A 17,645-nucleotide genomic window follows, 5' to 3' on the forward strand; every position below is an offset into this window, starting at 1 on the left:
CGCGCGCTCGGGGAATGGCCCGATCCCTGGTGATGTATCACGGCATTCCCGGTCGGCACCGGCGGATGCGGCGTTTCTACGGGCAGTTCCTCGGGCCGGGTGACCTCGCGTTCGATGTCGGCGCGCACGTCGGCAGCCGGGTGCGGCCGTGGCGGCGGCTCGGGGCCCGGGTGCTCGCGATCGAGCCGCAGCCCGACTGCCTGCGGGTGCTGCGCCTGTTCTTCGGGCGCGACCCGGGTGTGACGATCCTGCCCAGCGCCGTCGGCGCGCGGCCGGGCAGCGCCTCGCTCGCGCTGTCGTCGGCCACGCCGACGGTGTCCTCGCTGTCGCACGAGTGGATCGAGTCGGTGACCGCGGCCGACGAGCGCTTCGCCGCGGTCCGCTGGGACCGCTCGGTCGAGGTCGAGGTGGTCACCCTGGACGATCTCATCGCGACGCACGGCGAACCGGCCTTCTGCAAGATCGACGTCGAGGGTTTCGAGGCCGATGTGCTGCGCGGGCTGTCCCGGCCGCTGCGGGCACTGTCCTTCGAGTACCTGCCGTTCGCCCACGACGCCGCCCTCACCGCCCTGGACCTGGTGGAACAGCTCGGCGTCTACGAGTACAACTACGCGCCCGTGGAGACCATGCGCTTCGCGAGCGAGCAGTGGCTCGACGCGGCCGGCCTGGTGCAGCTGCTGGAGCAGCGGTTCCGCGCGCTCGGCCGCTCGGGCGACGTCTACGCCCGCGCCCGCTCGCTGTAATCCACAACGGCCGGGGCCTGTCCGCGGGCCCGCCCGGCCGTGACGGCGCGACGCCGCCAGAGGTAGACCACGTCACGCCCGAAGGACTCGGCGAGCAGGGCCAGCGCGCCCGCGAGCGCCACCGCCACCACGGGCCGGGGCAGCACGTCCGCGGCGGCGCTCACCAGCACGATGCCCTGGATCGCGGCCACCACCTTGCGCCAGTAGCGCGGGAACAGCTGCCCCCGCAGCCACGGCAGCACCCAGGTGGCGACGACGTACACGTACCGCATCGTGCCGATCGCCAGCACCCACGGCCCGGCCGCCGGGGCGACGTAGCAGCTCAGCACAAGGATGAGGAACGCGTCGACCTCCATGTCGAACCGCGCGCCGAACGCCGACGCGGTCTGCGTGCGCCGGGCGACCTTGCCGTCGACCGCGTCGAGGACCAGCGCCACGACCGTGATCCCGACCAGCACCGGCACCGGGATGTCGCCGGCGAAGGAGGCCGCGGTCAGCGCCATGACGCAGCCGGTCAGCGCGGCGCGGGTCAGCGTGACCAGGTCGGCGGGTCCGAACGCGACGAGCCCGGCGGTGTGCATGGCCCGGGTGAGCAGCGCCCACGATCCGACGGCGTACAGGCTTCCGGCCGCCCATCCGGCGTGTCCGAGGCCGACCGCCGCCGACAGCAGCGCGAGCATGGCGAACTGGACGCACAGCCCGATCACCGGGCCCGGTCTCACCGGCGGCACCGTACCTCCGTTAGGTTCGACCTTGATCCGAGGAGAGGAAGCCGATGGCATCCTACGCGCGCGCCTTCTGGACCGCCGCGCCCGGCGCGGGCGAGATCCGGTCCGTGTCGCTGCCCGCTCCGGGGCCCGGTGAGGTGCTGGTGCGCACCCTCCACTCCGGCGTGAGCCGGGGCACCGAGACGCTGGTCTTCCGCGGTGAGGTGCCCGCGAGCCAGTACGCGGTGATGCGCGCCCCGTTCCAGGAGGGCGACTTCCCGGGGCCGGTGAAGTACGGCTACCTCAACGTCGGAGTCGTCGAGCAGGGCCCGCCGGAGCTGCTCGGCCGCACCGTGTTCTGCCTGTACCCGCACCAGACCCGCTACGTCGTCCCGGTGGGCGCGGTGGTGCCCGTTCCCGACGGCGTGCCCGCGCGCCGGGCCGTGCTCGCGGGCACCGTGGAGACCGCGGTCAACGCGCTGTGGGACGGCCCGCCGCTGGTCGGCGACCGGATCGCGGTGCTGGGCGCGGGCATGGTCGGCAGTTGCGTCGCGGCACTGCTGGCCCGCTTCCCCGGGGTGTCGGTGCAACTGGTCGACATCGACCCGGAGCGGGCCGCGACCGCGGCGGCCCTCGGCGTCGCGTTCGCCTCCCCCGAGACCGCCGACGGCGGCTGCGACCTGGTCTTCCACGCCTCCGCCAGCGCCGCGGGACTGCAACGGTCCCTGGACCTGCTCGCCCCGGAGGGCACCGTCGTCGAGCTGAGCTGGTACGGCGACCGCGCGGTGAACCTGTCCCTCGGCGGGGCCTTCCACTCCGGACGGCTCACCATCCGCGGCAGCCAGGTCGGCACGGTCTCCCCGGCCCGTGCCGCGCGCCGCTCCTACGCCGACCGGCTCGCCATCGCCCTGGACCTGCTGCGCGCCCCGGCCTTCGACGCGCTGCTGTCCGGCGCGTCGCCGTTCGGGCAGCTGCCGCAGGTGCTGGCCGGCCTCGCCGACGGTTCCCTGCCCGCCCTGTGCCACACCATCAGCTACGACGGAGAGTGACCCCCATGTTCAGCGTGACGGTCCGCGACCACATGATGATCGCCCACAGCTTCCGGGGCGAGGTCTTCGGCCCGGCGCAGCGCCTGCACGGCGCGACGTTCGTCGTCGACGCGACGTTCAAGCGCGCCGAACTCGACCCCGACGACATCGTGGTGGACATCGCCGCCGCGTCGCAGGAGCTCAACAAGATCCTCGGCGCGCTGAACCTGCGCAACCTCGACGACGACCCCGCGTTCGCGGGCGTCAACACCACCACCGAGAAACTCGCCCAGGTCATCGCCGACCGGCTGGCGGCCCGGGTGCACGCGGGCGCGTTCGGCGAGAACGCGCGCGGGCTGTCCGGGATCGCGGTGACGCTGCACGAGTCGCACATCGCCTGGGCGTCCTACGAGCGGCCCCTGTGAGCACGTGCCGCGCTCTCCGGCAGGGCCTGGTCCGGCCATCGGGCACCGGGATCTCGTGCACTCCGTGCCGTCCCGGCAGCACGAAGTACACAAGATCTGATTCGGCCGGCCGGTGAGCACCGTCCACGTCGTCCTGCCCGGCGGGGTCGACGACCCGGCCGCGCCCAGCGGCGGCAACGTGTACGACCGGCGGGTCTGTGACGGCCTGGCCGCGGCCGGGTGGCCGGTGCGCGAGCACCCGGTGCCCGGCTCGTGGCCGCATCCCGCCGCGCCCGAACTCACCGAACTCGCGGCGCTGCTCGCGGCGCTGCCCGACGGCGCGACGGTGCTGATCGACGGCCTGATCGCCGTCGCCGCGCCCGAGGTGCTGGCCGCGGCGGCCCCGCGGCTGCGGCTGGTCGTGCTGGCGCACATGCCGTTCGGCGACAGTGACGCCGGCCTGCGGCCCGGCGAGGCCCGGGTGCTGCGGGGCGCGGCCGCCGTCGTCACCACCAGCCGGTGGTGCCGCGAGCGCCTGATCAGTGGGTACGCGCTGCCGTCCGCCCGCGTCCACGCCGCCCCGCCCGGCGTCGACCCCGCACCCCTCGCCCCCGCGTCGCCCGCCGGGACGCGGCTGCTCTGCGTCGCCGCGCTCGCCCCGCACAAGGGCCACGACCTGCTTCTCGACGCCCTGCACACGCTCACCGAGCTACCCTGGACCTGCACGTTCGTCGGCTCGACCGACCGTGACCCGGCGTACGTGGCACGGCTGCGGGCGCACCCGGCCGCCGGCCGGATCGCCTTCGCGGGCGTGCGCACCGGCGACGGGCTCGCCGCCGCGTACGGGGCCGCGGACCTGCTCGTGCTGCCCTCGCGCGGGGAGAGCTATGGCATGGTCGTCACCGAAGCGCTGGCCCGGGGCATCCCGGTGCTGGCCAACGACGTGCAGGGGCTGCCCGAGGCACTGGGCGCGGCCCCGGACGGCAGTGTGCCCGGCCTGCTGGTCCCGCCCGACAGCCCGGCGCTCGCCGCCGCGCTACTCCGCTGGCTCACCGACCCGGACCTGCGCGATCGACTGCGCCACTCGGCCCTGGCGCGCCGCGACGGCCTCACCGGCTGGACCCGCACCGCGGAACTCGTCGGCGAAGTGCTCTCCCGGGTGGCTCGGCTGGCCCGATGACGGCGCTGTGTGTATAAATCCACAGACACGCGGGGACGGTACCTCTAGGAAGGATGAAGTGTCTGGACAGGAGGTCGCGTTGCACAGTGCCGTGACAGGCGTCCGCGTGCCCCCACCGGGCCGCACCGCGGGACGCCTCGGGGCCTGGGCGCGCGCCGCCGCCGGGCTGCTCATCCTCGCGCTGCTGGTGTGGCAGGTCGGCGCCGGGCCGTTCCTTGACGGGGTACGACTGGTCGACCGGCCCGCGCTGCTGGCCGCGCTCGGCCTCGGCGCGCTGAGCACCGTCGCGTGCGCGTGGCGGTGGAGCCTGGTCGCCGAGGGCCTCGGCGTGCGGCTGCCGCTGGGCCGGGCGGTCAAGGCGTACTACCGCTCGCTGTTCCTCAACACGACGCTGCCCGGCGGCGTGGTCGGCGACGTGCACCGCGCGGTGCGGCACGGCCTGGACATCAGCGACGTCCGGCTCGCGGTGCGGGCCGTGGTGCTGGAGCGCACCATCGGGCTGACCGTGCAGATCACCGCGTCGCTGCTGATGCTGCTGGTGCTTCCGTCGCCCGTCCGCGCCCGCATGCCGCTGATCGTCGCCGTCGTCGCGGCGACCGGGCTGGCCGTCGCGCTCGCCCTGCGGGCGCTGGCCCGGGGCCGGTCGGCCCGCTGGGCGGCAGCGCTGCGGTCGGCGTACACCGATGTCCGTGAAGTCCTTCTCACCCGGCGCCGCTGGGTCGGCATCGGCCTGGCCTCCGCGGTCGTCGTGGCCGGACAGCTCGTCATGTTCGTGGTCGCGGCGCGCACCGCGGGCTCGGACGCGCCGGTGACCCTGCTGGTGCCGCTGACCCAGCTGGCCCTGCTGGCCATGGCGCTGCCGCTGAACATCGCCGGCTGGGGCCCGCGCGAAGGCGTCGCGGCCTGGGCGTTCGCCGCCGCCGGGATGACCTCCACGCAGGGCGTCGCGGCCGCCGTCACCTACGGCGTGCTGGGCCTGGTCGCCGCGCTGCCCGGCGCCGCGGTCCTGCTGGCACGCACCAAGCCTCGGAGTGGAAAGCATGCGTGAGCGCCCGTACGTCCTGCTCAGCTGCAGCATGTCGATCGACGGCTACCTCGACGGCGCGACCGACGAACGGCTGCTGCTTTCCAACGCCGCCGACTTCGACCGCGTCGACTCCGTCCGCGCCTCCTGCGACGCGATCCTGGTCGGCGCGCGCACCGTACGCCGGGACAACCCGCGGCTGATGGTGCGCACCCAGGCCCGCCAGGACGCCCGGGTGGCCCGCGGCCTGCCGCCGTGCCCGATCAAGGTGACCGTCACGGGCCAGGCCCGCCTGGACCCCGACGCGGCGTTCTTCACCGCCGGCGACGCCGAGAAGATCGTGTACTGCGCCAGCCCGCGCGTCGAGCACGCCCGGGACCTGCTCGGCAAGGTCGCGACCGTCGTCGACGGCGGCATGCCGGTGGACCTGCGGCACGTCACCGAGGACCTGTACGACCGCGGCGTCTGCCGGCTGATGGTCGAGGGCGGCGGCACCATCCACACCCAGTTCCTCACCGCCGACCTCGCCGACGAGCTGCACCTGGTGGTTGCCCCGTTCTTCGTCGGCGACTCGCGGGCCAGCCGCTTCGTCAACGACGGCGACTTCCCCTTCCACCCGGGGCGGCGCGCGAAACTGGCCGACGTCCAGCAGATCGGCGACGTGGTGCTGCTGCGCTACGCGCTGTCGCCCCGGTTCGACAGCGCCGAGCAGGAAGGCCGGTGACCGGCATGCTGCCCCTGGCGACGGTGCGCACCCAGGTCCAGGTGCCGATGCGGTTCCCCGACGGCTACACCACCATGGCCCGGGTCGTCACCTTCACCGGGCTGGTCGACGGCCGCGAGCACCTGGCGCTCGGCCTCGGCGACCACGCCACGACCCTGCGCCGCGACGCCGACGACCTGCCCGTCCCGCTGGTCCGCCCGCACAGCGAGTGCCTGACCGGCGACGTGTTCGGCAGCCAGCGCTGCGACTGCGGCCCGCAGCTGCGCGAGGCCGCCGAACGCATCACCGTCGCCGGCGGCTTCCTGCTGTACCTGCGCCAGGAGGGCCGCGGCATCGGCCTGTACGCCAAGATGGAGGCGTACGCGCTGCAGGACACCGGCCTGGACACCTATGAGGCGAACCTCGCCCTCGGCCACGACGAGGACGCGCGTGACTACACCGTGGCCGCGCAGATGCTGCACGCCCTCGACGTGTCCAGGGTCGCGCTGCTGTCCAACAACCCCGACAAGGCCGAGCAGCTGGCCCGCCTCGGGGTCGCGGTGACCGAACGCGTGCCCACCGCGGTGCACCTGTCCCCCGCCAACGCCGGCTACCTCGCCACCAAGGCCCGCCACGCCGCCCACACCCTCCAACTCCGCCCCACCCGCTGAGCCCTCGCCCGGCCCGGCCTGGCCCGGCGCGTGCCTTGCTGCCTGCAGTTTCGGGGAAAGTGCGGCAATCGGCGTCCACGTAGGCGCAGTTTCCCCGAAGTTGCAGCCCGGCAATCCGGTGAGGCGGGGGTGTCCGTCCGTTCGGACGGATGTCGGTGCGGCGTGGAACGTGAGTCGGTTTGCTGATAGCGCGCTGAACGCCGATCCGCTCCACTACAGATCATGCTGCGTCGCGCCTGTCTCGCCCTGCTCGCCCTCACCGTCCTCGCCGGATGCGGCGACGACAAACCCTCCCCGACCACGCCCGTGCCGAGCACGCAGACGAGCGTGTCCGCGGAGGCCTCCCCCAGTGCAGCGGTGAGCCCGGCAGCGTCGCCGTCGCCGTCGCCCGCGATCAACTTCACCGTCGACGGCGCCGGCCCGTACACGATCGGCGCGAACCTGGAGGCGCTGAAGGCCGGCGGGATACTCGACAAGATCGCCACCGGTGCAGAGACCTGCCCCGTGAACACCACCGCCGCCGGCACCGGCGTCTGGAAGGACATCCAGCTCCAGTTCCGGCCCGACGGCGCGCTCTACCTGGTGGTCAACCGGTCCAAGACGATCCCGACGCCGTCCGGCGCGCGCCTGGGCATGACCCTCGCCGCCGTCTCGTCGATCTACGGCAGCCTCGGCAAGGAACTGAACGGCGGCTCCGCGCTGCTGGTCACCACGACCTCCGGGCGCGGCATCCTGTTCGACCTGGACCAGAACAAGAAGGTCTTCGCCATGATCGCCGGTGACGCCGCCTACCTGAAGTCCAGCTACGAGGGTGGCACCGACTTCTGCTGAACCCGCGAGGCAACCACCCGCCCCGCTCAACCCGTTCCATTCCCGATGATCCGCCGGTCCCGCCTCGCAGCTGTCGAGGCGGGGCCGGTTCCCGTCAGAACTGAAGAAAGGATCGACGTGAGACGTCGTACGCTCCTGTCCGCCGCTGCCCTCGGGGTGGCGGCGGCCGCGTATCCAGCCGCCCGAGCCGTCGCCGCGACCGCCCCCGCGCTGTTCGTGGCCGCCCACCCCGACGACGAGACCCTGGCCATGTCGACCGCCATCGCCGAACATGTCGCCGCAGGCCAGGACGTGCACGTCCTGCTGCTCACCGACGGCGAAGGCTCCGGCACCATCAACGTCATCAACGGCACCACAACCAGCCCCTGGTGGGGCAACCGGCACGTGCCCACCGCCGAGGGCTACGCCCCGCTGACCGCCACCACCCTCGCGGCCGCCCGGGTCATCGAGGCACAGACCGCGCTGCGGTGCCTGGCCGCAGGGCTGCCCGGCACCCTCACCGTGCACCGGGCGAGCCTGCCCGACGGCGCCGTCACCTCCGCCACCGCACAGGCCGCGATCGTCGCCGTGGCCGACCAGATCGCACCCGGTGGCGTCGTCCGGCTCAAGGGCCACTCGCCGACCGTCGACAACCATGCCGACCACCTCGCGGCAGGGCAGGCGATGGTCGCCCTGGCCACCTCGAACCCGGCCCGGTTCAGCGACCGCAGGCACTACATCCTGCCCATGTACTGGACCGACTCGCGCCTGTCCCTGGTCACCGAGTCATGGGACGGCCCGACCGACGCCGGGATCGCCGCCCGGGTACGCGCCGCCGTACGGTCCTACGGAGCCTGGTCCCCGGCGCAGGGCTCTTACGCGATCGGCTACCACTCCGTCGCGACGATGCTCGACCAGCTCATGTCGACCCCGAAGTGTCTCCAGCACCCCTGACCGGACGCAGCGGGGGGCATCCGGCCAGGGGGCTGTACACATAGGGTCGTAGCCCATGGGAATCGAGATCGTGTTCGAGACGCACTCGTGGAGTGAGGACAACGACCTCGGCCGGGCGACCGGCTGGCTTGCCGGCAGGTTGTCAGAACGCGGGCGGGCGCTCGCCGCAGAGCTGGGCGCCCGCCGCCGCGACGACGGCATCGCGGCGGTGTTCACCTCCGACCTGCGCCGGGCGGTCCAGACCGCGGACATCGCGTTCGGAGACAGCGGCGTGCCGGTGCTGCACGACTGGCGGCTGCGCGAATGCGACTACGGCCGGCTCAACGGGATGCCCGCGGTCGAGCTGCACCAGGACAAGCGCGCGTACCTCGACGAGCCGTACCCGGGCGGGGAGAGCTGGCGGCAGGCCGTCGCCCGGGTCGGCAGGTTCCTCGACGACCTGCCGACGCGCTGGTCGGGGCAGCGGGTGCTGGTCATCGGGCACGTCGCCACCGGATGGGCGTTCGACGAGCGGCTCAACGGGGTCCCGTTGGACGACCAGATCGACCGGCCGTTCGCCTGGCGCGAGGGCTGGGAGTACCGGCTCTGACCCACCCGGCTGCGCGTGGAGAGCCCTCCGCTCGCGTCTTCGCAGGTCAGCGTACCGGCGGCTCGTCGCCTCGGATGCGGGCATGCAGGTGCATGTCGTGCCGGCCGTCAGAGTGGACGGCGTCGCTGCGCTTGGTGCCCTCCAAGAGGAAACCGGCCTTCACAGCGACGCGGCAGGAGGCGTTGTTGCGGGTCGAGTGGTCCAGGTGCAGGCGGTGGAACCCTGCCTCGCCGAGCGCCCAGGCGCTCAGGGCCGCGAGCGCCTGGGAGGCCACGCCTGCGCCGCGGGCGGCCGGGAGCACCCAGTAGGCGCAGCCTGCGACACCGTCGTCGAGATTCAGGGACCCCATGGCGATACGCCCCAGCACCTCGCCGCCGCCTCGGGTCACCGCCCAACTCGCGCCGGTCTCCTCCGCCCAGGCCTGGCGGTACTGCTCGAACCATTCGCGGACCTGGTCTTCGGACGTGGGCTGGCGGGTGTGCCAGTGCTGGATCTCGGGGTCCTGGTAGGCGCCGAGGAAGGCCGGCGCGTCGGACGCCTCCCAGGGTCGTAGGAGCAGGTCACCCGGGGCGGAAAGCAGCGGTTGCGGGCCGGCGGCGAGAGTTCCGGCGGGGATGGCAGACGGTGTCGAAAGGGTTGCCTTCACGTGCCTCATCCTGCCTTGGCGGTGACGGATCTTGTCAAACCCGGTGGGCGGCCCCGTCGGCAGCTAAGTCGCTACGCACGCCCACAACTTCTGGGTTGTAGTTACAACCCAGAAGTTGTGGGCGACCTCGCCGGGCCCGTGCGTTCGAGCGGATGAGGCTGCCCGGCCAGCCGCTTCAACGGGACGGCACCCAGTCGTGGCTCCGCGAGATTGCCTCGTACTCCTACGGTGTCCACCATGAACGGGGAACTCGTCCTGCTGATCAGCATCGCCCTCCTGGTGTGCGTGGCCGGGGTCGTCCTACTAGCTATCGCGGTGTCGCGCCGGCGGCGGCGGACGCGTACGCCGATGGAGGCCGCGCGCCAGGCGGTGCGTGCCGCGTCCCGGGAGAGCGCCCGGCTCGGGCGCTCGGGCCTACAAGGAAAAGGCTCCGGCAACCAGTACGGCGAGTCAGCCATCGGCGACGCGCACAACGGGGCCTGATCTGCATGTTCCTGGCAGCACACCATCCGTGGCAGAACCTCAGATCGCTGCCGTGGCTGTAGCGGCGGCCGCACCCGCGTACATCGAGGGGGCGCTCACCGCCGTCAACAGAGGGTAACCGCAGCCCCAGCGCTGCGGTCAGCGGTCAGTGCCCTGGCGGTGAGGGACCATGTCAAAACACGTGGCGCTACGCCGATGGATGACCAGTCAGCAGCCCGCTTGGAGGCATCGGCTCTCCGGCCGTCAAGCACCGCGGCGGTCGATGAGGTTGGCGACGGCGACGACGCGGCGTAGCAGGCGGGCCGAGTCGACACGTTCGGCGGCGGCCTGTGCCTGGCCGAGGGTGGCGCGGGCGGCGTCGAGGTCGCCGGTCTTGGCGTAGCTCTCGGCCAGCCAGGTCTGATAGAGGGCCACCTCGCGTACGTGGTTGCTGTTGTAACCTCCCAACGCTCTGATGAGCAGTGGCTCCGCCTGCGTGGGCGCACCGAGTTCGATGGCACAGCGGGCAGCCATGACGTCGATCTCGGCGCGGTTGAGCCAGTAGACCCACTCGGGTTCACAGATCCCGTCGGCGCGCTGTTCGTAAGCATCGTCAACGGCGTCGAGAACGCGGCGGACCGTGTCGCCGTCGCGCAGGCGGGCAGCGGCCCAGGCGTAGCGTTCCAAAAGCAGCGCCCGCACGACCGGCGTCGCCCCGGTCGCTCCCTTGACTGCGGAACGTGCGACGAGGAATGCATCGTCGCGGCGTCCGATGTTGGCGATCTGATAGCTCAGGCTCGACAGCAGCTGCGCACCGAGCACACGGTCGCCGATCACCTCTGTGGCACTGACCCCGGACAGGTAGAGCTGCTTGGCCTGGGCATACTGTCCGGCGTCGCTGGCGACCCAGCCGGCCAGCTGTGCCAGCTCCCCCACCGCCGTGAACAGCCTACGACCTGTGGCATCGGCATAAGCGGCGTTGCGTGTCAGCGCGGTGGCCGCCTTCAGCTCCTTGGTGATCACGGGCAGCATGTGGCTGCTGCTGACCGTGTCGTCCAGGTGGCGAAGCTCCACCACCCGGGCTTCCAATGCCTCGACCAGGCCGGTGCCCACCTGCCGTCCAGCGCGCAGATACGTGCTGGCGGGCGTGTCGGCGATCAGCCACTCATGGGTGATCCGCACCGGGTCCAGGGCGGTGCCGATCGCGACGCCGAGGACCTGTTCGTAGCGCTCGATCACGTCGACGGTGACCGTACGGCGGCCGGTCTCGACCAGCCCGAGGTAGGGCTTGCTGAAGTGGGTCAGGGCCGCCATGCGGGCGAGGCTATGGCCTGCCGCTTCACGTGCCGCACGTAGGCGCGCAGGCAAACCGGTGTCGTCTGTAGACGGTAGAAGACTCGCATCCTGTTCCACGGCCGTACCTTTCCGCTGATCCTGATATCGGCCCAGCGGGAACGCGCTTGAGATGTCCGGAACTAGCTGGCGCTACGGGGAAGACCAGGGGTCAGGGCTCGCACCCCCGACACCTCCCATGGCCTGGTCTTCCCCACCGTAGTCGAGGACCACAAGGGGATGCGAATCACGAAGGGGGCACCGTGTACGGACGGCAGGAGACAGACGAGCGGTACCGATGGGATAAGGACGAACGCTTTCCCCAGGATGAGATCCAGCGAGTTGTCCAGCAGGTCTACGCGACCAACAGGGCGTATCACTGGAACTGCTCCACGGTGGTGGTTCGGACGCTCCTGGACGGGCTGCGCCGTGAATGGTGAAACGTTCTGGGTGATCGCGAGCGGTCAGGGGGTGCGTGTCGGTGATCGTGTCGCGCTAGCCCGGCATCCTGATTCCACCGGCCGCATCGTCGGGGTGTCCGGACACCACACGGGGGCACCAAGTGTGGAACTGACGGGAGGCCCGCAAGCCGGGAAGATCGTCACCGTTTGGCCATCAGACATCCTGCTGAAATTGCAGTCTTGATATGCGAAATCCCCGTACCCACCGCGAAGCGCACAGGCTGCGGGGATTCCGCTGTCCGAATCCGACGTCGCAGCAGGAACGTAACGCCATCAGCTAATACCGACCGAGCAGCCGGCCACTCATGCCATCGGCATGTGTCGAACCTTTTCATACGAGGTCAAGGCGGCGCTGACGCGCCGCGCCGGGTCCGGGCACTGGGCCTCGGCGCTCTGCCTCCGGCCGCGCCAGGCCCGCGCCCGCCCCGGCAGCCAGCAGCTACGCCATGAGCCGTTAGGACAGATCGAACTCGCCGAAGGCGAGGAGTTGCCGCAGGTCAGCACTGTGATCAACGCGGCTGGTGATCGACTGGCCGACGCTGCGGCCATGGCCGGCGACGACACGCGTCAGAGTATGCCGGACGTGATCAAGCTGAGGTGGCCGCTCAGCGAGAGGAAATGATCTTTTGTCGACAGGCTGATCACAACGACGAAGATCATTTATTGTTTGATTTTATGATCATTTCTTCGCACGTCAGCCGGACTAACTGACCGCCGCTCCCGCCGCCGTCACATCCGTGCCACCTGATGTCTTCAAGGTCAAAGTCACCCCCTCAACCTCGGGCTCCGGGGAGTCGCACCCCGGCCGCCATCGACCCGGGCAAGCCTTCATGATTCCCCGACCTGGTCAAGGTCGTTCAGTCGTGGAGTGCTCAACCTTGACCAGGTCGGGAATCATGACCACGGGGTGCGGGCCGACGGCAGACGGGGTGGTAGCAGGGTGAAGTGGGTGTGTGTCCTCAAGACCCGACTACTTGACAGCCGACAGCAGATCAAGAACGTACTGTTCTATGTCTGTAAATCGATACAAGCTGAAGGCCTTTCGGTCATCCACCCTCCAAAGCAGCGCAGATGGAGCTTTTGAAGCGGAGGACATTGCCCGCACTGCTTCTTCTGCCTTTTCCATTTGGCCTTCGAGTATGTGGCAGAGGACCAAATTGGCGTACCAGATTGTGGGTGGCCGATTCGCCAATGAGATGGCCTTCGTGATCAGATTACGTGCACGTTCGAGATCGAGAGGCATCAGGCAGAAACCGTAGTTGTTCATGGTTTCAGGATCATCAGGACGAAGGTTAAGTAGCCCTTCAAAGATCGTGGCCGCTGCCTCAAAGCTGCCGGCTCGCAGCTTCTCGATGGCGAGGAGCTTGAAGCCGCCTGGATTAACGAATTCACGTCGTTCTTCCTGATCGGCATGATCGGCAAACCGACCGGCCATCTCCCTCGACAGTTCGTCGATTCCGATTCGGCGGATCTTCATCTGGTCGCTGCGGGCGCAGCCGCGGACATCGCTCCGAAGGTACCGCCATTCGCAAGCTAGCGATTTGTCCAGCCAATCGGATAGGTAAGTGCGCGTAAAACGATCAAAGATCCAGCCGGAATTTCCGATGGTGAATGGCATGACCGGCTCTGCTGTGGAGAAGAAGCCTGTCGAAGGCAGATTCCAGGCGGCGATTTCATCGATGCTTAGACTTCTGTTCCAGGCCGCAATTTTGCCGACGCATGTGGGGCTAAAGACTGCGGCTGGCAACTCGTCGCGAGACAATCGTTCGAGCGCCGGCGCAAGCAGCTTCCGAATCTCGAGCCACTCGGCGTCGGGTCCCGAGTCGTCATCCTCCCCGCCCAGAAGTAGATCGTGAACCATGTAAACAGCCTGCGCGTAGCTAGTTATCGTCGCCACTACATCAGTGAGTTCGTCGCGAGAAAAACCGCGTCGGCAGAGTTCGTCTACGCTGGCTCGGATCAAGTAGGCGCGTTCTTCGTGATCTTCTGCGAACACGGGTGGTGTCGACGCCTGGAGGTCCAGTTCGGAGAAAAGGGAAACGGTACTCCTTAAATCCGTGGGACGCTCGTTGTCACTCAGCCGGATCTCCGCCGCATCAAACGGCTTCTGCGAGGGCTCGGGTCCCCGCCGAACGCGACGCTTTCGACGGACTAACTCAATCCCGTCACCGAAAGACAGAGTGGCGCGTTCGGCTGGGTCAGCCGAGAACTCAGCCAAGATGTCGTGGCACTCTTCGCCACACACCGGGCCTGTCGCACCCCGGACATAAAACGGGCACTCCGGGGTCAGAGCGGGCGGTTCGCAGTTAACGCTGAACTCACGAAGTGAAGTGAGGAACAGCTGCCGCTCTGACCCCTCGAACGAGAATGGGCGTTCGGTCATCGGTAGGCATCACTTCGCGGGGTGACGCTGAGGACGATGATCTCTGGTTCGGTCTTGTAGATGATCCGGTGAGTACGGCCGAGGCGTACCGACCGGAGGCCGGCGAGCTTGCCGAGCAATTTCTTGCCCAGCGCAGGCTCCACGTCAAGGCGCGAGACAATGTTCCGCGCCTTAATCTGTAAGGCATCAGGCAATTCGTTGATGCTCTTCTCCGCGAGCTTCGTGAGCCTTGCCACTTCGGGTCCTCAGTCTTCGGCTAGTTCCGCTTCAGCTTCGCGGATGGCGGCCATGGTCGCGTCATCGGAAAGAATGTTTAACGTCTCCACTAGTGCCTCGTACTCGTCGTACGAAAGGATGACGGCTACGTTCTTGCCGTGACGCGTAATGATGTACTCACCGCCGGTGTTAACCACGGTGTCGACAACCTCACGTAGATTGTCGCGGACTTCTGTCAAGGGGGCAGTGTTCATGATCAACTCTCCCTGGTGGTGGCAGGTCTACTTCCCCGTGAGTAGCGCCCTGATGAAGACTGTACGTTATAACGTACGGAGCGGCAAGTAGGTTCGTACGCTTTTCCGTACGTAGTCATAACTGCTGCCGAGCAAAAGATCAAGGTCTAGGCCGGGGGTCGCGAACCAGCCCGCGGCGAGCCAGCGGCGAACAGGCCGTCGCTAGGCCGTCGGCCGACTTTCCAGGCCGTCTTCAGGCCGCCAAACGCCGACCGGCAATGACCACTATGGACTGGCAACGCGGAATAGAACAGCAGCTCAGAACGGCTGTCGGCGGCTAGGCCAGGAGGGCGACGGACGAGTCGGCCTGTACGCCGGATACTGGCTGACCCTCTGGCCGACTGAGTCGACGCGCCGGGGACGCCGAGGGTCGTGCACACTGCCGAGGTGACTGAACAGGTGCCTGCCCTGGCGGAACACGAGGACCGGTGGATTCTGCCGTTTCGTGGTCTTCGCGTAACTCAGATTCTCGTGGACTTCGCGTTCGGCCTTCGCCTGGACGACGTCGGCGAGGTGCGGATCGGGGGCAAGGCCACGTTGGGTTGGGTCGCCGCCGGGGTGAGGCCCGAGACGATCACCTTGGACCCCGAGCGCCAAGACGTCGTTGCCGGCCTCGCCGTCTTCAACACCGACGTGCTGTCCGCCGTGGCGTTCAAGTCCGGGTCACTTCGGATCGTCTTCAGCAGTGGACACGTGCTCAGAGCTGAACCTGACCCCCAGTACGAGGCTTGGACCACGAGCGGGCCTGGTGGCATGTCGATCGTGAGTCTTCCGGGAGGCGGACTCGCCGTTTGGTCACCTCGGCCGTGACCGCAGTACAGCTGCGAAGTACAGCAACGTCGTCGGACTTCAGCGACCGCAGGCGATCCGGATCACCGTTCTGACCACGCACCCGACTGCCACCGACTGGTGCGCGTCAAATCCGTAGGTCCATGGTTGCCACGGCGACGCCGTGAGCCATCAGCCCACGACTTCCCAGCCTCGACGCTGCAACGCGTCTCGCACGGGGGTCGCCCCCATGGCCCAGAAGACAAGAGCCTCATGGCTGTCGCTGGTTTCGAACTTGAAACCGTCGGCCAGAACGGGGATTCGGCCAAAGCGGGAGATCGAGACTAGGTTCGCGCGTGTGACGAGGAACTTCCCGAACGGCGAGGAGATCGCAATCTCGCCGGCGCTGACGCGGAGTTCGGCCAGCGGCGAGGTCGCGTGCCTGTTCTTCATGTAGAACGGCCAGGTCATCCGAGGGGCGATGTAAGCGACGCCCCCTCGCGTGGTGAAGTCCTCGTCGGGCACGGGCTAAGTATGTTCGAGCCGATCAACTTGCAGATCAGCGGGCGGGGCCGGTTGCGGAACATGCGCGGAATGATATTGATCCGACGGCTGGTTGGTCGTCGAGTCTTCGCAGGTGGGCGAGCCCCTGTGTCGCCGACGACAAGCCCCTTCCTAATGGGCCTCGCCCGGCTTGTTGTGGTAGACGGGTTGGGTCCAAGCCGCCAGCGGTCGAGCACTGCCCCTTCCAGGCCTTCGAGGTCCAGGTTTAGATCGTGCCGCCGCTGGTTGGTGAGGGGGCGAGACGACCGGTGGGATGTCGTGCCGAACGAGCACTGATCCATTAGGGCGTGCGCGGGTCCTCCTCCTGGCCTTGGACCGGGTCGGTGACGAGGCGGAGGTGTCGCGGTGCTGTTTGTCGGTGATGGCTGGGCCGAGGCCCACCATGATGTCGAGATCCAGGACGAGGCAGGCCGGCGGCTGGTGCGCCGACGGTTGCCGGAGGGTGTGGCTGGCATAGCCGCACTCCACGCCCTGGTCGCGGAGCATCTGGGCGACGGTGATCCAACCGAGGTGGTGGTTGGTATCGAGACCGATCGCGGCCCGTGGGTGCAGGCGTTGATCGCCGCCGGCTATCAGCTGTATGCGCTCAACCCGATGTCGGTGGCCCGCTACCGGGAACGGCACGTCGTTTCCGGTGCCAAGAGCGACGCCCGTGACGCGAAGGTCCTCGCTGACCTGGTACGCACCGACCGGCATCAGCACCGTTCCGTTGCAGGCGACAGCGACCTGGCCGAAGCCGTCAAGGTGCTGGCCCGAACCCATCAGAACCTGGTGTGGTTGCGGCAACGCCAAGCCAACGCGTTGCGTTCGGCGCTGAGGGAGTTCTACCCAGCCGCTCTGGTCGCGTTCGAGCAGACCAGCGGCCGTGACGCCCTCGCAGTGCTCAGCATTGCCGCGACACCGACCCAGGGCCGCGCACTGTCCAAGGCGAAGATCGCCGCGGCGCTGCGCCGGGCGGGCCGGCAACGCAACATCGACACCCGCGTGGCGCACATACAGGCCGCGCTGCGCACCGACCAGTTGCAGGCTCGGCCCGCCGTCGAGACCGCCTTCGGGCACACCGTCACCGCTCTGGTGGGAGTGCTAGTCGAACTCGCACGCCAGATCGAGACCATCGAAGGTGAGCTCGACGCCCATTTCGACCAGCACCCCGATGTGGCGATCTATCGCTCCCAACCAGGGCTAGGACCCCTGCTCGGTGCCAGAGTCCTCGGCGAATTCGGTGACGACACCAACCGGTACGCCGACGCCAAATCACGCCGCAATTATGCCGCCACCAGCCCGATCACCCGAGCCTCAGGAACCCGCCGTGTCGTGCTGGCCCGCTACACCGCCAACAAACGCCTCCGCGACGCGCTCTACCTGCAAGCCTTCACTGCGCTGACCGCATCACCCGGCGCCCGCGCCTACTACGACGCCCACCGCGCCCGCGGCGCAACCCACCACCAAGCCCTACGCACCCTCGCCAACCGCCTCGTCGGAATCCTCCACGGCTGCCTACGCCACCAGACCCCCTACAACGAGACCACCGCCTGGCCGACGACCAACATCGCCGACCAGACAGCCCTCACTTGACACGTTAGGACCGTGGGATGTCTAAACCGTGCCGCTGTCGCCAAGGTCCAAGACGAAGGGTGAGCCAGGGCGGTCAGGCTGCCAACCCCGCCTCAGGGCAGCTCTGATGACCGCGGCGACCATAGCGGGCAG

The 17,645-nt window shown here is 69.0% G+C and carries 21 protein-coding genes; 14 read left to right on the forward strand and 7 right to left on the reverse strand.

Features of this window, described 5'->3' with window-relative positions:
* Positions 1-65 precede the first annotated feature (65 nt).
* On the forward strand, positions 66-743 hold the full coding sequence (locus F6W97_RS26850) for an FkbM family methyltransferase (protein WP_230687012.1): 678 nt from the start codon (positions 66-68) through the stop codon (positions 741-743).
* On the opposite strand, the gene F6W97_RS26855 is transcribed toward F6W97_RS26850, so the two are convergent.
* The gene (locus F6W97_RS26855) at positions 719-1,465 is read right to left on the reverse strand and encodes a CDP-alcohol phosphatidyltransferase family protein (protein WP_230687013.1); all 747 of its coding nucleotides are present in this window, start codon (positions 1,463-1,465) and stop codon (positions 719-721) included. The genes F6W97_RS26850 and F6W97_RS26855 overlap by 25 nt on opposite strands.
* Before the next feature lie 53 nt (positions 1,466-1,518).
* On the opposite strand from F6W97_RS26855, the gene F6W97_RS26860 reads away from it, so the two are divergent.
* The 9 genes from F6W97_RS26860 (at position 1,519) to F6W97_RS26900 (ending at position 8,813) form a co-directional block, all read left to right on the forward strand.
* A complete protein-coding gene (locus tag F6W97_RS26860) occupies positions 1,519-2,499 on the forward strand; it encodes a zinc-dependent alcohol dehydrogenase (protein ID WP_155373293.1) in 981 nt (326 codons plus the stop codon).
* 5 nt (positions 2,500-2,504) lie between these two features.
* Positions 2,505-2,903 carry a 6-pyruvoyl trahydropterin synthase family protein gene (locus tag F6W97_RS26865; RefSeq protein ID WP_155373294.1) on the forward strand — a complete coding sequence of 133 codons (399 nt, stop codon included), beginning with the start codon at positions 2,505-2,507 and terminating at the stop codon, positions 2,901-2,903.
* A 112-nt stretch (positions 2,904-3,015) separates the two neighbouring features.
* The gene (locus tag F6W97_RS26870; protein ID WP_155373295.1) at positions 3,016-4,062 is read left to right on the forward strand and encodes a glycosyltransferase family 4 protein; all 1,047 of its coding nucleotides are present in this window, start codon (positions 3,016-3,018) and stop codon (positions 4,060-4,062) included.
* Between the two features lie 106 nt (positions 4,063-4,168).
* Complete coding sequence (locus F6W97_RS26875; protein WP_155373528.1) at positions 4,169-5,110, forward strand: lysylphosphatidylglycerol synthase transmembrane domain-containing protein; 942 nt, start codon at positions 4,169-4,171, stop codon at positions 5,108-5,110.
* Entirely contained in the window at positions 5,103-5,810 is a 708-nt protein-coding gene (locus tag F6W97_RS26880; RefSeq protein WP_155373296.1) for a RibD family protein, read from the forward strand. Before F6W97_RS26875 ends, F6W97_RS26880 begins: the two co-directional genes overlap by 8 nt.
* A gap of 5 nt (positions 5,811-5,815) precedes the next feature.
* Positions 5,816-6,460 (forward strand): GTP cyclohydrolase II, encoded by a 645-nt coding sequence (locus F6W97_RS26885; protein WP_196279364.1) that lies wholly within the window; start codon positions 5,816-5,818, stop codon positions 6,458-6,460.
* A gap of 222 nt (positions 6,461-6,682) precedes the next feature.
* Complete coding sequence (locus F6W97_RS26890) at positions 6,683-7,291, forward strand: hypothetical protein (protein ID WP_155373298.1); 609 nt, start codon at positions 6,683-6,685, stop codon at positions 7,289-7,291.
* A 117-nt stretch (positions 7,292-7,408) separates the two neighbouring features.
* Complete coding sequence (locus tag F6W97_RS26895) at positions 7,409-8,224, forward strand: PIG-L deacetylase family protein (RefSeq protein WP_196279342.1); 816 nt, start codon at positions 7,409-7,411, stop codon at positions 8,222-8,224.
* A 55-nt stretch (positions 8,225-8,279) separates the two neighbouring features.
* Positions 8,280-8,813: a histidine phosphatase family protein gene (locus F6W97_RS26900; protein ID WP_155373300.1), complete on the forward strand. Its 534-nt coding sequence runs from the start codon at positions 8,280-8,282 to the stop codon at positions 8,811-8,813.
* Positions 8,814-8,859: 46 nt separating this feature from the next.
* Here the strand turns inward: F6W97_RS26900 and F6W97_RS26905 are convergent, their stop codons facing one another.
* Complete coding sequence (locus F6W97_RS26905; RefSeq protein ID WP_407924610.1) at positions 8,860-9,459, reverse strand: GNAT family N-acetyltransferase; 600 nt, start codon at positions 9,457-9,459, stop codon at positions 8,860-8,862.
* 237 nt (positions 9,460-9,696) lie between these two features.
* Here F6W97_RS26905 and F6W97_RS26910 point away from each other — a divergent pair, with 237 nt between their 5' ends.
* On the forward strand, positions 9,697-9,942 hold the full coding sequence (locus F6W97_RS26910; protein ID WP_155373302.1) for a hypothetical protein: 246 nt from the start codon (positions 9,697-9,699) through the stop codon (positions 9,940-9,942).
* A gap of 243 nt (positions 9,943-10,185) precedes the next feature.
* Here the strand turns inward: F6W97_RS26910 and F6W97_RS26915 are convergent, their stop codons facing one another.
* Positions 10,186-11,289: a helix-turn-helix domain-containing protein gene (locus F6W97_RS26915; protein ID WP_269059714.1), complete on the reverse strand. Its 1,104-nt coding sequence runs from the start codon at positions 11,287-11,289 to the stop codon at positions 10,186-10,188.
* Between the two features lie 741 nt (positions 11,290-12,030).
* On the opposite strand from F6W97_RS26915, the gene F6W97_RS26920 reads away from it, so the two are divergent.
* Positions 12,031-12,336, forward strand: coding sequence for a hypothetical protein (locus F6W97_RS26920; RefSeq protein WP_155373304.1), 306 nt, complete (start codon positions 12,031-12,033; stop codon positions 12,334-12,336).
* A 348-nt stretch (positions 12,337-12,684) separates the two neighbouring features.
* Here the strand turns inward: F6W97_RS26920 and F6W97_RS26925 are convergent, their stop codons facing one another.
* The 3 genes from F6W97_RS26925 to F6W97_RS26935 are packed head-to-tail and all read right to left on the reverse strand — an operon-like array spanning position 12,685 to position 14,567.
* Positions 12,685-14,097 (reverse strand): tetratricopeptide repeat protein, encoded by a 1,413-nt coding sequence (locus F6W97_RS26925; protein ID WP_155373305.1) that lies wholly within the window; start codon positions 14,095-14,097, stop codon positions 12,685-12,687.
* Complete coding sequence (locus F6W97_RS26930) at positions 14,094-14,333, reverse strand: type II toxin-antitoxin system RelE family toxin (protein WP_155373306.1); 240 nt, start codon at positions 14,331-14,333, stop codon at positions 14,094-14,096. Before F6W97_RS26930 ends, F6W97_RS26925 begins: the two co-directional genes overlap by 4 nt.
* Positions 14,334-14,342: 9 nt before the next feature.
* Positions 14,343-14,567, reverse strand: a complete 225-nt coding sequence (locus tag F6W97_RS26935) for a type II toxin-antitoxin system Phd/YefM family antitoxin (RefSeq protein WP_155373307.1) — start codon at positions 14,565-14,567, stop codon at positions 14,343-14,345.
* Positions 14,568-14,993: 426 nt separating this feature from the next.
* Here F6W97_RS26935 and F6W97_RS26940 point away from each other — a divergent pair, with 426 nt between their 5' ends.
* The gene (locus F6W97_RS26940; RefSeq protein ID WP_155373308.1) at positions 14,994-15,416 is read left to right on the forward strand and encodes a DUF6188 family protein; all 423 of its coding nucleotides are present in this window, start codon (positions 14,994-14,996) and stop codon (positions 15,414-15,416) included.
* A gap of 150 nt (positions 15,417-15,566) precedes the next feature.
* On the opposite strand, the gene F6W97_RS26945 is transcribed toward F6W97_RS26940, so the two are convergent.
* On the reverse strand, positions 15,567-15,899 hold the full coding sequence (locus F6W97_RS26945; RefSeq protein WP_155373309.1) for a hypothetical protein: 333 nt from the start codon (positions 15,897-15,899) through the stop codon (positions 15,567-15,569).
* A 384-nt stretch (positions 15,900-16,283) separates the two neighbouring features.
* On the opposite strand from F6W97_RS26945, the gene F6W97_RS26950 reads away from it, so the two are divergent.
* A complete protein-coding gene (locus tag F6W97_RS26950; protein ID WP_155373310.1) occupies positions 16,284-17,513 on the forward strand; it encodes an IS110 family RNA-guided transposase in 1,230 nt (409 codons plus the stop codon).
* Positions 17,514-17,645 lie beyond the last annotated feature (132 nt).

Source organism: Catellatospora vulcania (assembly GCF_009720385.1).
In the GTDB taxonomy this organism is placed as follows: domain Bacteria; phylum Actinomycetota; class Actinomycetes; order Mycobacteriales; family Micromonosporaceae; genus Catellatospora; species Catellatospora vulcania.

Coding starts and splice junctions, on each gene's coding strand:
- F6W97_RS26850 (WP_230687012.1), top strand. CDS start 66: ATGCGGCGTTTCTACGGGCAGTTCCTCGGGCCGGGTGACCTCGCGTTC.
- F6W97_RS26860 (WP_155373293.1), top strand. CDS start 1,519: ATGGCATCCTACGCGCGCGCCTTCTGGACCGCCGCGCCCGGCGCGGGC.
- F6W97_RS26865 (WP_155373294.1), top strand. CDS start 2,505: ATGTTCAGCGTGACGGTCCGCGACCACATGATGATCGCCCACAGCTTC.
- F6W97_RS26880 (WP_155373296.1), top strand. CDS start 5,103: ATGCGTGAGCGCCCGTACGTCCTGCTCAGCTGCAGCATGTCGATCGAC.
- F6W97_RS26885 (WP_196279364.1), top strand. CDS start 5,816: ATGCTGCCCCTGGCGACGGTGCGCACCCAGGTCCAGGTGCCGATGCGG.
- F6W97_RS26890 (WP_155373298.1), top strand. CDS start 6,683: ATGCTGCGTCGCGCCTGTCTCGCCCTGCTCGCCCTCACCGTCCTCGCC.
- F6W97_RS26900 (WP_155373300.1), top strand. CDS start 8,280: ATGGGAATCGAGATCGTGTTCGAGACGCACTCGTGGAGTGAGGACAAC.
- F6W97_RS26910 (WP_155373302.1), top strand. CDS start 9,697: ATGAACGGGGAACTCGTCCTGCTGATCAGCATCGCCCTCCTGGTGTGC.
- F6W97_RS26920 (WP_155373304.1), top strand. CDS start 12,031: ATGTGTCGAACCTTTTCATACGAGGTCAAGGCGGCGCTGACGCGCCGC.
- F6W97_RS26925 (WP_155373305.1), bottom strand. CDS start 14,097: ATGACCGAACGCCCATTCTCGTTCGAGGGGTCAGAGCGGCAGCTGTTC.
- F6W97_RS26935 (WP_155373307.1), bottom strand. CDS start 14,567: ATGAACACTGCCCCCTTGACAGAAGTCCGCGACAATCTACGTGAGGTT.